Annotated in this window: 10 protein-coding genes and 2 tRNA genes; 6 read left to right on the top strand and 6 right to left on the bottom strand. The window is 69.0% G+C overall.

The window, feature by feature from the left end; genetic code table 11:
• Window positions 1–126: 126 nt before the first annotated feature.
• The 3 genes from ACP26O_RS09850 (at window position 127) to ACP26O_RS09840 (ending at window position 2,374) form a co-directional block, all read left to right on the top strand.
• Window positions 127–202 (top strand) — tRNA-Val (locus tag ACP26O_RS09850).
• A 23-nt stretch (window positions 203–225) separates the two neighbouring features.
• Window positions 226–302, top strand: a tRNA-Asp gene (locus tag ACP26O_RS09845).
• A 137-nt stretch (window positions 303–439) separates the two neighbouring features.
• Window positions 440–2,374 carry a SurA N-terminal domain-containing protein gene (locus tag ACP26O_RS09840; protein ID WP_175664860.1) on the top strand — a complete coding sequence of 645 codons (1,935 nt, stop codon included), beginning with the start codon at window positions 440–442 and terminating at the stop codon, window positions 2,372–2,374.
• A 90-nt stretch (window positions 2,375–2,464) separates the two neighbouring features.
• Here ACP26O_RS09840 and ACP26O_RS09835 read toward each other — a convergent pair whose 3' ends face one another.
• Window positions 2,465–3,145, bottom strand: a complete 681-nt coding sequence (locus tag ACP26O_RS09835; RefSeq protein ID WP_175664859.1) for an arylesterase — start codon at window positions 3,143–3,145, stop codon at window positions 2,465–2,467.
• On the opposite strand from ACP26O_RS09835, the gene ACP26O_RS09830 reads away from it, so the two are divergent.
• Entirely contained in the window at window positions 3,144–3,845 is a 702-nt protein-coding gene (locus ACP26O_RS09830) for an ABC transporter ATP-binding protein (protein ID WP_175664858.1), read from the top strand. The genes ACP26O_RS09835 and ACP26O_RS09830 overlap by 2 nt on opposite strands.
• 75 nt (window positions 3,846–3,920) lie before the next feature.
• Here the strand turns inward: ACP26O_RS09830 and pgi are convergent, their stop codons facing one another.
• From pgi to ACP26O_RS09815, 3 genes are all read right to left on the bottom strand, one after another.
• Window positions 3,921–5,543, bottom strand: coding sequence for a glucose-6-phosphate isomerase (gene pgi, locus ACP26O_RS09825; RefSeq protein ID WP_175664857.1), 1,623 nt, complete (start codon window positions 5,541–5,543; stop codon window positions 3,921–3,923).
• Window positions 5,544–5,654: 111 nt separating this feature from the next.
• A complete protein-coding gene (locus ACP26O_RS09820) occupies window positions 5,655–7,199 on the bottom strand; it encodes an NAD(P)H-hydrate dehydratase (protein WP_175664856.1) in 1,545 nt (514 codons plus the stop codon).
• Window positions 7,200–7,251: 52 nt separating this feature from the next.
• Window positions 7,252–8,556 carry an FAD-dependent oxidoreductase gene (locus ACP26O_RS09815; protein WP_175664855.1) on the bottom strand — a complete coding sequence of 435 codons (1,305 nt, stop codon included), beginning with the start codon at window positions 8,554–8,556 and terminating at the stop codon, window positions 7,252–7,254.
• Between the two features lie 350 nt (window positions 8,557–8,906).
• Here ACP26O_RS09815 and purL point away from each other — a divergent pair, with 350 nt between their 5' ends.
• On the top strand, window positions 8,907–12,971 hold the full coding sequence (gene purL, locus ACP26O_RS09810; RefSeq protein WP_175664854.1) for a phosphoribosylformylglycinamidine synthase: 4,065 nt from the start codon (window positions 8,907–8,909) through the stop codon (window positions 12,969–12,971).
• Entirely contained in the window at window positions 12,971–13,468 is a 498-nt protein-coding gene (locus ACP26O_RS09805; RefSeq protein ID WP_426356237.1) for a GNAT family N-acetyltransferase, read from the top strand. Before purL ends, ACP26O_RS09805 begins: the two co-directional genes overlap by 1 nt.
• A 234-nt stretch (window positions 13,469–13,702) precedes the next feature.
• Here the strand turns inward: ACP26O_RS09805 and ACP26O_RS09800 are convergent, their stop codons facing one another.
• Window positions 13,703–14,485: a peptidylprolyl isomerase gene (locus ACP26O_RS09800; protein ID WP_175664853.1), complete on the bottom strand. Its 783-nt coding sequence runs from the start codon at window positions 14,483–14,485 to the stop codon at window positions 13,703–13,705.
• Window positions 14,486–14,503: 18 nt separating this feature from the next.
• Entirely contained in the window at window positions 14,504–14,824 is a 321-nt protein-coding gene (locus ACP26O_RS09795; protein WP_175664852.1) for a BolA family protein, read from the bottom strand.

Raw genomic sequence — 14,824 nt, 5'->3', positions numbered from 1 at the left:
TGGAGCGATGCGCGTTGAAAAAAATTCACGTGCGGGCTTGGCAAAATGATCGGGGATGAATTAAACTTGCGGGCTCGCTGGTTGTTGATGCCGAAACGCAGATCGCAGCCAGAACGAATCGGAAACGGGTGCTTAGCTCAGCTGGTAGAGCGGCGCCCTTACAAGGCGTAGGTCGGGGGTTCGAACCCCTCAGCACCCACCAGTTTCCCGATTCAGCCAGACCAAGGAGCGGTAGTTCAGTCGGTTAGAATACCGGCCTGTCACGCCGGGGGTCGCGGGTTCGAGTCCCGTCCGCTCCGCCAGAAAATGAAGAAGCCCGCCTCGTGCGGGCTTTTTCATTTGCATCGCCGGTCGCGCCCGTTCGTTACGCACCTGCTTTTCTCCCGTGCCACCCCGTATGTTGTAATATCGGACGTTTTGTCCAATTTTCCCGTCACGCATGCTCGATTTCTTCCGTAATCACCAGCGCCTGATGATGGCGCTCCTGCTCCTGATCGTATTGCCGGGGCTGGGTTTCGTCGGGATCCAAGGTTTCCGCGGCTTCTTCGACGACAGCGCGAACGTCGCTGCGGTCAACGGGCACAAGATCACGCGGGTCGAATTCGACGGCGCGTTCCGCCAGCAGATCGACCAGGCGCGCCAGGCGCTCGGTGGGCAGTTCGACATCAAGGCATTCGACACGCCGGAACACCGCAAGCAGGTGCTCGACGGCCTGATCCAGCAACGCGTGCTGGCCGATGAGACGCAACGCCTGCACCTGACCGCATCCGACAACGCCGTGCGCGACGCGCTGATGAGCGACCCGATGATCGCGTCGCTGAAGAAGCCCGACGGTTCGATCGACGTCGAGCGCTATGCGCAGCTGCTGTCGTTCCAGGGGATGACGCCCGAGCAGTACCAGGAGCGCGTGCGCTACAGCCTCGCGCTGCAGCAGATTCCGGCCAGCATCGTGGCGAGCGCATTCACGCCGAAGGGCCCGGCGCAACGCCTGTCGGAGCTGGCCGCGCAGCAGCGCGAAGTGCAGGCGCTCGTGCTGAAGACGAGCGACTACGCGGCGAAGGTACAGCCGACCGACGCGCAGCTCACCGCGTACTATGACGCGCACAAGCAGAGCTTCGCGACGCCGGAAACCGCGACGATCCAGTATCTCGTCTATTCACCGGCCGCGGCCGCCGCGAGCGCACAGCCGAACGATGCGGACATCAAGAAGTTCTACGACGACAACCCGACGCACTTCCGCTCGGAAGCGCAGGTACGCGTGAGCCACATCTTCATCGCCGCGGCGAGCGACGCGAGCGCCGCCGACAAGGCGGCCGCGAAGGCGAAGGCCGAGCAGCTGCTGGCCGACGTGAAGGCGCATCCGGACCAGTTCGCGCAGATCGCGCAGAAGAACTCGCAGGATGCACCGTCGGCAGCGAAGGGCGGCGATCTCGGCTTCATCACGCGCGGCTCGACGGCGGGCGGCAAGGCGTTCGACGATGCCGCGTTCGCGCTGAAGCAGGGCGACGTCAGCGGTGTCGTGCAGTCGGATCTCGGCTTCCACATCCTGAAGGCGACGGAAGTGAAGCCGTCGGTGGTCAAGCCGTTCGCCGACGTGAAGGATCAGATCGCGGTGCAGCTGAAGCAGCAGTATGCAGCGAAGGCGTTCACGGACAACGCGGAAGGCTTCACGTCGACCGTATATGAAAAGGCGAAGACGCTGCAGCCGGCCGCCGACAAGTACAAGCTGACGATCCAGACGGCCACGGTCATGCCGACGCCGAACCCGCAACTGCCGCCGACGAGCCCGCTGAACAATCCGAAGTTCCTCGCTGCGGTGTTCGCGAGCGACTCGGTGAAGAGCCGGAACAACACGCAGGCGATCGACGTGGGCAACAACACGCTGATCTCGGCGCGCGTGACCGACTACAAGCCGGCTGCCGTGCCGGCGCTCGACACGATCAAGGACGCGGTGCGTCAGAAGGTCGTCGCCGAGCAAGCCACGGAACTCGCGAAGAAGGACGGCGCGGCGAAGCTGGCCGAGCTGCAGAAGTCGAAATCGACCGATGGCTTCACGCCCGTGCAGAAGGTGTCGCGCATGCAATCGCAAGGCCTGACGCCGGCCGCGCTGAGCGCCGTGTACAAGCTCGATGCGAAGACGCTGCCGGCCTACGTCGGGGTCGATCTCGGTGCGGACGGCTACGCGATCTATCGCGTGAACGCGGTGATCCCGGGCACGGCCGTCGATCCGCAGCAGCTCGCGGCCGCGCAGCAGCAGATGGCGCAGGTCGAAGCGCAAAGCGAAGGCGAAGCGTATCTCGCCGCGCTGCGCGATCGCTCGAAGGTGAAGCTGTACGGCACCACGCCGAGCCAGTCGCAGGACAGCGGCAACTGAGCGAAGCGCCATTAACGGTTTCGCACGCAACAATAGAAAGCCCCGCTTCGAGCGGGGCTTTCTGTTTTCCGGCCGTGGCGAATCGCCAGGTCAGCCGCGCGGTTTGCCGAGCAGCGGTTTCAGCGCGGGCCAGACGTTGTCGAGCAGGATGCCCTGCGCCTGCTGCGTGGGATGCATCTGGTCCGACTGGAACATCTCAGGCTTGTTCTCGATGCCGGCCAACAGGAACGGCACGAGCGGAACGCCGAGTTCCTTCGACAGCCGCGTATAGAGCGCATGGAATTTCTGCGTGTAATCGGGCCCGTAGTTGGGCGGCACGTACATGCCGACCAGCACGACTTTCGCACGCGCTTGCCGCGCATCGGCGATGATGTCACGCAGGTTCTGCTCGGTCGTCGCGAGCGGCACGCCGCGCAGCGCGTCGTTCGATCCGAGCTCGACGACGACGATCGACGGCTTGAGCCGTTGCAGCACCGCGGGCAGCCGTGCGCGGCCGCCGCTCGTGGTGTCGCCGCTGACGCTTGCGTTCGCGACGCTATAATCGATTCGCTCGGTCGCGAGCCGTTGCCGCAGCAGCGCAACCCAGCCGGTGTCGCGCGGCAGCCCGTATTCGGCCGACAGGCTGTCGCCGAGCACGACGAGCGCGGGCCGGCCCTGGCCCGATGTCGGGGCCGCCGTCGCGGCGCGTGCGGGCACGGTTGCTGCGAGCAGCGTACCCAGCAGCAGCGCGGCGAGCGCCGCGCGTCTTTTCCAGTGGAATGTCGTGTCCATGTTCAAGATTACCGATCCGATCATCGAAGTCCAAGACGTATGCAAGCGGGTCGCCGATGCAACGGGCGAGCTGACGATCCTCGACGGCATCACGCTCAGTGTGCGATCCGGCAGCAGCCTCGCGATCGTCGGTGCGTCGGGATCCGGCAAATCGACGCTGCTCGGCCTGCTTGCGGGGTTGGACAGCGCGACGAGCGGCACGGTTCGCCTGCTCGGGCGCGCGCTCGACCAGCTCGACGAGGACGAGCGCGCCGCGCTGCGCAACGGCGCCGTCGGATTCGTGTTCCAGTCATTCCAGTTGATGCCGCACCTGACGGCGCTCGAGAACGTGATGCTGCCGCTCGAGCTGAGGGGCGGCATCGGTGCGCGTGACGCCGCCGAGCGGGCCCGCGCGCTGCTCGTGCAGGTTGGTCTTGGCGAGCGCACCGCGCATTATCCGAAGCTGCTGTCCGGTGGCGAACAGCAGCGCGTCGCGCTCGCGCGCGCGTTCGTCACGCACCCGGCAATCCTGTTCGCCGACGAACCCACCGGCAGCCTCGATGCGGGCACGGGCCACGCGGTCATCGACCTGATGTTCGAGCTGAACCGCGCGCACGGCGCGACGCTCGTGCTCGTCACGCACGATGCCGAACTCGCGCGGCGCTGCGCGACGACGGTCACCATCGACGCCGGACGCATCGTCGCGCCGCAGGCGGCGTAGCACGGCGCTGAATGCTTGCGCCGGTCGCACACGGTCAATTGCCGGTGCGACCGGCATGCGCATGACGTGGTCGCGTCAGCGCTTGAGCGCCGTACGCGCGCGCTCGATCAGCGCGGTCGTCGACGAATCGTGCTTCGCGGGATCGACCGACTCGGCCGACAGGTCGGCTTCGACGACCTTGCCGAGAATCTTGCCGAGCTCGACGCCCCACTGGTCGAACGGATTGATGTCCCACACCGTCGCCTGCACCAGCACCTTGTGCTCGTAGAGTGCGATCAGCGCGCCGAGCGTGCGCGGCGTCAGCGCCTCCACCAGCAGCGTCGTCGTCGGCCGGTTGCCCGGGAACGTCAGGTGCGGCGCGAGCGCTTCCTTGCCCGGGCCGGCGACCTTGCGCGCTTCGTCGAACGTGCGGCCGAGCATCAGCGCCTCGCTCTGCGCGAAGCAGTTCGCGAGCAGCTTCGGATGATGGCTCGCGAGCGGATGCTCGGGCGTCAGCACCGCGATGAAGTCGATCGGCACGATCGTCGGCCCCTGGTGCAGCATCTGGAAGAACGCGTGCTGGCCGTTGGTGCCGGGCTCGCCCCACGTGACGGCCGACGTCGGGTAGTCGACGAACGTGCCGTCCAGGCGTGCGGACTTGCCGTTGCTTTCCATCTCGAGCTGCTGCAGGTACGACGGCAGGTAGTGCAGCGCTTCCGAATACGGCGCGACGAGATAGCTCTGCGAGCCGAAGAAGTTGCGGTACCAGATGCCGATCAGGCCGAGCAGCACCGGCAGGTTGCGCTCGAGCGGCGCCTGGCGGAAATGGCGGTCCATGTCGTTCGCGCCGGCGAGCAGTTCGTCGAACTGCTCGGGCCCGATCGCGATCATGATCGACAGGCCGACCGCCGACCACAGCGAATAGCGGCCGCCGACCCAGTCCCACATTTCGAACACGTTGTCCGCGTCGATGCCGAACTTCACGACTTCGGCCGGGTTCGCCGACACGCCGACGAAGTGCTTCGCGAGGGCGGCCTCGGGGCAGCCGCGCGCGACGAACCAGTCGCGCAGCGAGCGTGCGTTCGTCATCGTCTCGAGCGTCGTGAAGGTCTTCGACACGATGATCGCGAGCGTTTCCTCCGGATCGACCTGTTCGAGCACGCGCGCGAGATCGGCGCCGTCGACGTTCGACACGAAGTGGGTCGAGATGTCCGGGCTCGCGACGTGATGCAGCGCATGCGTGACCATCTTCGGTCCGAGATCCGAGCCGCCGATGCCGATGTTGATCACGTGGCGGATGCGCTTGCCGGTGTAGCCGGTCCACGCGCCGCTGCGCACGGCGCGCGCGAAGGTCGCCATCTTCGCGCGCTCGGCGCTGATCTGCGCATGGAACGGCGCATGCGGGTCGGTCGCGCGCAATGCCGTGTGCAGCGCGGCGCGGCCTTCGGTCGGGTTGACGATCTCGCCGGCGAACATCGCGTCGCGGCGCGCTTCGACGCCCGCCTCGCGGGCCAGTTGCACGAGCAGGCGCAGCGTGTCGTCGTTGATGCGGTTCTTCGACAAGTCGGCCGCAAGGCCGCCGCCGGGAATCGTGAAGCGTTCGGCACGGGTCGGCGCGCGGTCGTTTTCCGGCGCGAACCAGTCGCGCAGGCGCGCATGGCGGATTTGTTCGAAGTGGGATTGAAGGGCAGTCCAGGCGGGGAGCGAATTCAGCGTCATGGCGGTTCGAGTGAAGCGTGAATCGGGAGGAATGCCGCGCCGGCGCGTCAGGATCGGAAGGCCGGCGGACGAGAGGACCCGCCGTGCGGCGGGGCACTCAGTATAGCGGCGTTATATGTCGGCGCGCGGCGACGGGTAAAAAAGGCGATTGATCAGCGTGCGCACCATCGGCGCGAGTTCGCCCGCGACGAGGCCGGCCGGGCCCGTGCCGTTCGCGGTCAATGTGTCGGCCGCGAGGCCGTGCAGATACACGCCCGCGAGCGCGGCTTCGTATGGCGCGACGCGCTGCGCGAGCAGCGCGCCGATCAGGCCGCCGAGCACGTCGCCGGTGCCGCCGGTCGCGAGCGCGGCGTTGCCGGTCGGGTTGACCGTCAGGCGGCCGTCGGGCGCGGCAATCACCGTGCCCGAACCCTTCAGCACGACGATGCTCGCGTAGCGCGTGGCGAGCGCCTGGGCCGCGGCCAGCCGATCGTGCTGCACCGTCGCGGTATCGCTGCCAAGCAGCCGTGCCGCCTCGAGCGGATGCGGCGTGAGCACGCACGCGAGGCCGCGCGCGCCGCGGGCGGCAACGGCGGTCGCGAGCTCGGCGTGCGTTGCCACGAGGTTCAGCGCGTCGGCGTCGAGCAGCGTCACGGCGTCGTGCGCGAGCACGTCACGCACGAGGGTTGCCGCGGCCTCGCGCGTGCCGAGGCCGCAGCCTGCCGCGATCGCGGACATCGCATCGAGATCGAGGCCGTCCGCCGGATGCAGCATCAGCTCCGGAAAAGGCGGGTCGTACGGCGGCGCGCCGGCGCCGAGGAAGCCGACATGCACCTTGCCGGCCCCCGCGAACAGCGCGGCGCGCGCGGCGAGGATCGGCGCGCCGCACATGCCGGTGTCGCCGCCGAGCACCGCCAGGCTGCCGAACGTGCCCTTGTGCGATGCGAACGCGCGGGCGGGCAGCGCGGCGGCGAACCGGGCCGGCGCATTCAGCACGACGGCCGGCGCGGCGGGCGGAGCGACGTCGAGCGACGCGATGTCGATCTCGCCGGCGAGATCGCGGCCGTCGCCCGTGTAAAGGCCTGGCTTCGCGCCGATGAAGGTGAGCGTATGTGTCGCGGCGACGGCGACGCCCGCGCCGACGATCCGGCCCGTGTCGCTGTCCAGTCCGCTCGGCACGTCGAGCGCGAGCACGCGGCCGCCGCTTCGTGTGTGCGCGGCGATGCGCGCGGCCTGGGCGGCGAACGGGCCGTCGAGTGCGCGGCCGAGGCCGATGCCGAACAGTCCGTCGACGACCCACGCGTAATCGTCCAGCGATGCGGGTGGTTCGGTCGACAGCGGCACGCCGGCCGCGCGCGCGAGGCCGAGCGCCCATTGCGCATCGTCCGGCTTGACCGCCACCGGCATCCACGCCTGCGTGGCGACGCCGAGCTGCTGCAGCTGCGCGGCGGCCACCAGCGCGTCGCCGCCGTTGTTGCCGGGGCCGACCGCGAACCAGACCGGGCGTTCGTCGCCGGCGACCCGCTCGGACAGCCAGCGCGCGGCGGCGGCGCCCGCGCGGCCCATCAGCGTGTGCGGCGGCAGTTCGGCGGTTGCGGCGGCCTCGGCCGCGCGCAGGTCGGCGACGCGCAGCAGCGCGAGCGGGGCGGAGTCGGGAAGCGGGCGGGTATTCGTCATCGCGGAGTCATGGCGGCGAAGAGGAAGCCGCCCCGGGGCGAGCCCGCGGCGGTCAGGTCGTGAAGCGCGCGGCGCTCAGCGCGGCGAGCGTGTCGGCCGGCCACTGCTGCGCGGCGCCGCCCACGCAGTCGGTCACCACTTTAGCAGACCCGCACGCGAGGCCCCAGCCGGCCGGGCCGTGGCCGAAATTGACGAACACGCGCGGATGCGGGGTCGGACCGACGACCGGCAGGCCGTCCGGCGACAGCAGCTGCGTGCCTTGCCACGACAGCGCGGCGGAAATCTTTGCGGCGCCCGGCACCCAGTCGTGGACGGCCTGCCCGAGCAGCGCGAGCGCGGCCTCGGACAACGGCTCGGGGAGCGGCTTCGCGGTGTCGGCGACGCTCTGCAGCACGCCGCCGCCGCCGATGCGCAACCGCTGGTGGGTGCGCGTGATCGAGATCCGCTTGATCGAATCGACGACGCTCAGGTGCGGCGCATGTTCTTCGTACGCGACCGGCGCGGTCAGCGTGTGGGCGCGCACCGGATGCAGCGGCAGCCGCCAGCCGAGCCGCTCCAGCAGCGGCAGGCTGCCGGCGCCGGCGGCGACCACGATCGCGTCGGCCGAAATCACGTCGACCTCGTGCGCCTTCGTCGCGTGCCGGCCGCCGGCCGGCGGCGCGAGCTCGACCGCGGCGCGGCCGGTGTCGACGCGGATCGCGGCGACGTCCGCGCCGAAGCGAAACTGCACGCCGTGCTCGTCGAGCGTCTGCTTGACCAGCTTCGCGAACAGCGGGCAGTTGCCGGTGCGCTCGGCCTCGAGCAGCACGCCGCCGGCGAAGCCGGGCTCGGCCGGCACCGACGGCTCGAGTGCCGCGCATTCGTCGGCGGTGAGCACCCGGTACGGCTGGTCGAGCGTGCGCAGCAGGTCGAGCGCCGGCTGCAGCGCGTCCCAGTCGCGCGTGTCGCGCACGACGTGCAGGATCCCCGGTTTCTGCTCGAATTCGAGCTGGAAGCGCGCCTCGATGTCGGCGAGCGACTCGCGCGACGCGTCGATCAGCGGGCGCAGCCGCGCGTACTGCGCGACGAATGCGTCGGGCTCGCGCAGCGCCGCGAGCTGCTTCACGAAGCGGCGCACGCCGCCGTTCAGGCCCGGCTTGTACACGATGCCGGTGTCGCGCGGCTGGCGCTGATGCATGAAGGTGGGGCCGAACCAGACGTCGAGCGGGCTCGGCAGCAGCGCGCCGCCGTCGCCGTAGGTCGCACCCTGCGCGACGGTCGCGTGGCGCTCGACCACGCACACGCGATGGCCGGCCGCACGCAGCTGGTAGGCGGTGGCGACGCCGCTGAGTCCGCCGCCGATGACGATGACATCCATGGATTGCTTCGATGACGGGCGGCGCGCAGCCGCCCGGTGAGAATTCGCTGACGGGCCCCCGGCCCGGTGAACCGGGAATGATAGCGCCAAAAGCGCGCGAACCGGCGCCACGCGAGCCCATCCAGTTCCGCCATCGGGCGGCCGCCGGCTGCCGCGGCCGGGCACGCCGGCCCGGCGGGCGGATGGGCGGGCGGCTCGGGGAGGCGGGCGCGGCGGATTGCGGTGCACCGTCGCGGTGCGCGACGGGTCCCGATCGGCCGGTCTGGGACGACCGACTTCCGGGTATAATTACGGCCTTCCTTTCGCCCCACGTCGCCACCTCGCGCGACTCATCGACGTCAGTCCAGCCCATGGCTCACTTCTCGTGTTTTCCCGGCGCTTCGGCCCTCTCCGATTTCCGTCAAACCCGTCTGCTCGACACGCTCAGGCAAATCGACGCCAACATCGTCGCGGTGCGCGGCCAGTTCCTGCACTTCGTCAATGCGGCCGAGCCGCTGTCGGCCGACGACAGCGCCCGCATCGACGCGCTGATGCACTACGGCGCGCCGTTCGAGCCGGCGGCCGAGAAGGGCGCGACCGAGACCTTCGTCGTGCTGCCGCGCTTCGGCACGGTTTCGCCGTGGGCCAGCAAGGCGACCGACATCGCGCAGCACTGCGGCCTCACGCAGGTGCGTCGCATCGAGCGCGGCGTCGAATTCACGGTCACGCTGAAGTCGGGCCTGCTCGGCGGCAAGAAGGCGCTGTCCGACGACGCGCGCGCAGCCGTCGCGGCCGCGCTGCATGACCGGATGACCGAAAGCGTGGTCGCCGCGCGCGACGACGCGAAGCACCTGTTCGACGAACTGCCGGCCAAGCCGCTCGCGACCGTCGACGTGCTGGGCGTCGGCCGCGCCGCGCTCGAGCGCGCGAACGTCGAGCTGGGCCTCGCGCTCGCCGATGACGAAATCGACTATCTGGTCGACGCGTTCCGCAAGCTCGAACGCAACCCGACCGACGTCGAGCTGATGATGTTCGCGCAGGCGAACAGCGAGCACTGCCGCCACAAGATCTTCAACGCGCAGTGGACGATCGACGGCGAGCCGCAGGACATGTCGCTGTTCGCGATGATCCGCAACACCGAGAAGCTGAGCCCGCAGGGCACGATCGTCGCGTATTCGGACAACTCGTCGATCATGGTCGGCGCCGAAGCCGAGCGCTGGTTCCCGCGCAACGCGGGCGGGGCCGGCGAGCCGGGTGAGCGCTATGGGCGCCACACCGAGCTCACGCACACGCTGATGAAGGTCGAGACGCACAATCACCCGACGGCGATCTCGCCGTTCCCGGGCGCGGCGACCGGCGCGGGCGGCGAGATCCGCGACGAAGGCGCGACGGGCCGCGGTGCGCGTCCGAAGGCCGGCCTCACCGGTTTCACCGTGTCGAACCTCGACCTGCCCGGCGCGCGCCAGGCGTGGGAAAACGCCCGCGACGCGGCGCAGCCGCTCGGCGAGCGCAACCCGAACGACGTGCACGGCCCGTACGGCCGTCCGGACCGCATCGCGTCGCCGCTGCAGATCATGATCGACGGCCCGCTCGGCGGCGCCGCGTTCAACAACGAATTCGGCCGTCCGAACCTCGGCGGCTACTTCCGCGTGTACGAGCAGAACGTCGACGGTCAGGTGCGCGGCTATCACAAGCCGATCATGATCGCGGGCGGCCTCGGCAACATCGCGGATCAGCATACGCACAAGCACGACGTGCCGGCAGGCTCCCTGCTGATCCAGATCGGCGGCCCCGGCATGCGGATCGGCATGGGCGGCGGCGCGGCGAGCTCGATGGCGACCGGCGCGAACACGGCTGAACTCGACTTCGACTCGGTGCAGCGCGGCAACCCGGAAATCGAGCGGCGCGCGCAGGAAGTGATCAACGGCTGCTGGCAGCTCGGCGCGGAAAACCCGATCCTGAGCATCCATGACGTCGGCGCGGGCGGCCTGTCGAACGCGTTCCCCGAGATCGTCGATGGCGCGGGCAAGGGCGCGCGCTTCGAACTGCGCAAGGTCGCGCTCGAGGAATCGGGCCTGTCGCCGCGCGAAATCTGGTCGAACGAGGCGCAGGAGCGCTACGTGCTGGCGATCGCGCCGGCCGACCTGCCGCGCTTCGAGGCGATCTGCGCACGCGAGCGCTGCCCGTTCGCAGTGGTCGGTGTCGCGACCGACGAACGCCAGCTGAAGCTCGTCGACGACGAAGCATCGGGCGCCGACGAATACCCGGTCGACATGCCGATGGAAGTGCTGCTCGGCAAGCCGCCGCGCATGCATCGCGACGTCACGCGCGTCGCCACCGAGCGCGCGCCGGTCGACGTGACGGGCATCGCGCTGTCGGAAGTCGCGGTCGACGTGCTGAAGCACCCGACGGTCGGCAGCAAGTCGTTCCTGATCACGATCGGCGACCGTTCGGTCGGCGGCACGTCGGTGCGCGACCAGATGGTCGGCCCGTGGCAAGTGCCGGTGGCCGACTGCGCGGTGACCGCGCTCGACTACGCGGGCTTCAAGGGCGAGGCGATGACGATGGCCGAGCGCACGCCGCTCGCGGTGATCGACGCGCCGGCATCGGGCCGCATGGCCGTCGGCGAGGCGATCACGAACATCGCGAGCGCGCCGATCGCGTCGCTCGACAAGCTGAAGCTGTCGGCGAACTGGATGGCGGCGTGCGGCACGGCCGGCGAGGACGCCGCGCTGTTCGATACGGTCCGGGCGATCGGCATGGAGCTGTGCCCGGCGCTCGGGATCGGCATTCCCGTCGGCAAGGACTCGCTGTCGATGAAGACCAAGTGGGACGAGCAGGGCGTCGCGAAGGAAGTGGTGTCGCCGGTGTCGCTGATCATCTCCGCGTTCGCCCCGGTCGAGGACGTGCGCCGCCACCTGACGCCGCAACTGCGTCGCATCGCCGACGCGGGCGACAGCGTGCTGATCGCGATCGATCTCGGCCGCGGCAAGCACCGGATGGGCGGCAGCATCTTCGCGCAGGTCACGCAGCAGGTCGGTGACGCGACGCCGGACGTCGACGATCCGGAAGACCTGAAGCGCTTCTTCAACGCGATCCAGACGCTCAACGCGCAAGACAAGCTGCTCGCGTACCACGACCGCTCGGACGGCGGCCTGTGGGCGACGGTGTGCGAAATGGCGTTCGCGGGTCACGCGGGCGTGTCGCTGAACGTCGACATGCTGACGCTCGACCCGAATCACGAATCCGACTACGGCGACGCGAAGGACTGGGCGAAGCAGACGAGCGGCCGTCGCGAGGATCGCACGCTGCGCGCGCTGTTCTCGGAAGAACTCGGTGCCGTCGTGCAGGTGCGCACGGCCGATCGCGACGCGGTGCTCGGCGCGCTGCGCGAGTTCGGCCTGTCGGCGTGCTCGCACGTGATCGGCACGGTCAACGACCGCGACGTAATCGAGGTGTACCGCGATGCGAAGAAGATCTTCGACGCGCCGCGCGCCGAACTCCATCGTGCGTGGGGCGAAGTGAGCTGGCGCATCGCGCGCCTGCGCGACAACCCGGCTTGCGCGGACGCCGAATACGACGCGCTGCTCGATGCGGCGGACCCGGGCATCTCGCCGGTGCTGACGTTCGATCCGGCCGACGACATCGCCGCGCCGTTCATCGCGACGGGCGCACGCCCGCGCGTCGCGATCCTGCGCGAGCAGGGCGTGAACTCGCACCTCGAAACGGCGTACGCGTTCGACCGCGCGGGCTTCGACGCGCACGACGTGCACATGAGCGACCTGCTCGCGGGCCGTGCGACGCTCGCTGATTTCGCGGGCGCGGTGGCGTGCGGCGGTTTCTCGTACGGCGACGTGCTGGGTGCCGGCGAAGGCTGGGCGAAGACGATCCGCTTCAACGCGAACCTCGCCGACATGTTCTCGGCGTTCTTCGCGCGCCCCGACACGTTCGCGCTCGGCATCTGCAACGGTTGCCAGATGCTGTCGAGCCTCGCGTCGATGATTCCGGGCGCCGAGGCGTGGCCGAAGTTCACGCGCAACAAGTCCGAGCAGTTCGAGGCGCGCTTCTCGTTCGTCGAAGTCGAGAAGTCGCCGTCGATCTTCTTTGCGGGGATGGAAGGCTCGCGGATTCCGGTGGCGGTCGCGCACGGCGAAGGCTATGCGGACTTCTCGCAGCAGGGCGACATCGATCGCGTCGCGGTCGCGATGCGCTACATCGACCACCGCGGCGAAGCGACCGAGCGCTATCCGTTCAACCCGAACGGGTCGCCGGCCGGCATCACGTCGGTCACGACGGCCGACGGCCGCTTCTCGGTGCTGATGCCGCACATGGAGCGCGTGCACCGCACGGTCACGATGAGCTGGCATCCGGAAGATTGGGACGAAGCGAGCCCGTGGATGCGCGTGTTCCGTAACGCGCGCCGCTGGATCGGCTGATGTTCGATCCGCACGCACCGGTCGAGATCGTCACGCTGCGCGATGAACGCGCCAGCGACGTCGATGCGATCGGTCGCGTGATCGTGGCCGCGTTCGCGGACGAACCGCAGCATGGGCAGCTCGAGCGGCAGATCGTCGACGCGCTGCGCGCGGATGGTGCGCTCGCCGTGTCGCTCGTCGCGGAGCGCGACGAGCGCGTGGTCGGTCACGTCGCGTTCTCGCCAGTGTCGATCGGCGGCGCGCCGGCCGGCAGCCACGCATGGTACGGGCTCGGGCCGCTCGCGGTGCGGCCCGAATGCCGGCGCCAGAGCATTGGTGCGCACGGCTGTGTCGTGCTCGGCGACCCCGCGTACTACGCGCGTTTCGGTTTCTTGCCGGCAGGCGATCTCGTGTTCGCGGATGCGCCCCGCGAGTATTTCCTCGCGCTGGCGTTCGACGAAGCCGCGCCGCGGCCGTCGGGTGCGGTCCGCTATCACACTGCGTTCTATCCCGCATAGCGGTTCGCCGCGCTGTCCGAACAGGATCCCGGATCCCGCCGTTCCGAAAAGAAGCCGCTTAGAAGCGGCTTTTTCTTTGCGCGTTCGGGCAGGGCCGCGAGCCGTATCCATATGCATCCCGGCCGCAACGCGTGGGTCGACCGCAGCCGGCGCGGCGTGTGCCGCAGCCGCCAAGCGTGCATGAAAAAAGGCCGCTCACAGGGAGCGGCCTTGGATGGGCGAGTGTCGCCGACGTTACTGGATCTTCGCCTGCTGGCGCAGGCCTTCCTCGAACGCCTGCAGCTTCTGCTGCACGATCTGCTGCGCGATCTGCGCCTTCACCTGATCGAACGGCGGCGGGGCGACGTCGCGGATGTCGTCGGCACGGATGATGTGCCAGCCGAACTGCGTCTTCACCGGCGTGTCGGTCATCTGGCCTTTCTGCAGCTTCTGCGCGGCCGCCGCGAATTCCGGCACGTACGCCTTCGGATCGGACCAGTCGAGGTCGCCGCCATTCTTGCCCGAACCCGGATCCTTCGAGTACTGCTTCGCGAGATCCTCGAACTTCGCGCCGCCCTTGATCTTCGCGATCAGGTCCTTCGCTTGTTGCTCGCTTTCGACGAGGATGTGATGCAGGTGGTACTCGCGGTTGCCGCCGGCACCCTTCACGAGCTCGTCATAGCGCGCCTTCACTTCCGCGTCGGTCGGCTGGTTCTTCTTCAGGAAGCTCTCGATCATCGAGCGCAGCACGACCGTCTGCTGCGCGACGGCGACCTGCGCCTTCACGTCCGGACGGTTCGGGATGCCTTCGCGGATCGCTTCCTGCATCAGGATTTCGCGGTTCACGAGTTCCTGGCGCACGGCCTGCTGCAGTTGCGGGCTGTCGGTCTGACCTTGCTGGACGAGCTGCGCGACCATCGCGTCGGCGCGCGACTTCGGAATCGGCGTGCCGTTCACGACGGCGATGTTCTGGGCGAATGCCGGTGCCGCTGCCAAAGCAGCCGCCGCGACCCACAGGCGGGGGGATTTCAGGATCATCGGGAATTCCTGTTGAGACTAGATTGAAGATTCGTTGAATTCTTCGGGCGTATAAGCGACGATCGCGAGCGCGTGAATGCCGCGCTGCATCGCATCAGCGAGCGCATCATACACCAGCCGGTGCCGCGCCACGCGTGGCTTGCCCGCGAATGCGGCCGACACGATCGTGACCGTGTAGTGGCCGCCGGCGGCCGCGCCGGCGTGGCCCGCGTGCTGCGCGCTGTCGTCGCGCACCGCGAGCGACAGCGGCGCGAGCGAGGCGGTCAGGCGCGCTTCGATCAGCGCGATGCGCTCGTCGGGCGAGGCGTCAAGAAAGGCGTCGAGAAAGGCGTCGGTCAT

The sequence above is a fragment of the Burkholderia sp. R-40 genome (assembly GCF_049942845.1).
GTDB lineage: Bacteria > Pseudomonadota > Gammaproteobacteria > Burkholderiales > Burkholderiaceae > Burkholderia > Burkholderia ambifaria.
The sequence above is the reverse complement of the archived record's forward strand: the minus strand, read 5'-3'. Positions and strand labels throughout refer to the sequence as shown.

Coding starts and splice junctions, on each gene's coding strand:
- ACP26O_RS09840 (WP_175664860.1), top strand. CDS start 440: ATGCTCGATTTCTTCCGTAATCACCAGCGCCTGATGATGGCGCTCCTG.
- ACP26O_RS09830 (WP_175664858.1), top strand. CDS start 3,144: ATGTTCAAGATTACCGATCCGATCATCGAAGTCCAAGACGTATGCAAG.
- ACP26O_RS09835 (WP_175664859.1), bottom strand. CDS start 3,145: ATGGACACGACATTCCACTGGAAAAGACGCGCGGCGCTCGCCGCGCTG.
- pgi (WP_175664857.1), bottom strand. CDS start 5,543: ATGACGCTGAATTCGCTCCCCGCCTGGACTGCCCTTCAATCCCACTTC.
- ACP26O_RS09820 (WP_175664856.1), bottom strand. CDS start 7,199: ATGACGAATACCCGCCCGCTTCCCGACTCCGCCCCGCTCGCGCTGCTG.
- ACP26O_RS09815 (WP_175664855.1), bottom strand. CDS start 8,556: ATGGATGTCATCGTCATCGGCGGCGGACTCAGCGGCGTCGCCACCGCC.
- purL (WP_175664854.1), top strand. CDS start 8,907: ATGGCTCACTTCTCGTGTTTTCCCGGCGCTTCGGCCCTCTCCGATTTC.
- ACP26O_RS09805 (WP_426356237.1), top strand. CDS start 12,971: ATGTTCGATCCGCACGCACCGGTCGAGATCGTCACGCTGCGCGATGAA.
- ACP26O_RS09800 (WP_175664853.1), bottom strand. CDS start 14,485: ATGATCCTGAAATCCCCCCGCCTGTGGGTCGCGGCGGCTGCTTTGGCA.
- ACP26O_RS09795 (WP_175664852.1), bottom strand. CDS start 14,824: ATGACCGACGCCTTTCTCGACGCCTTTCTTGACGCCTCGCCCGACGAG.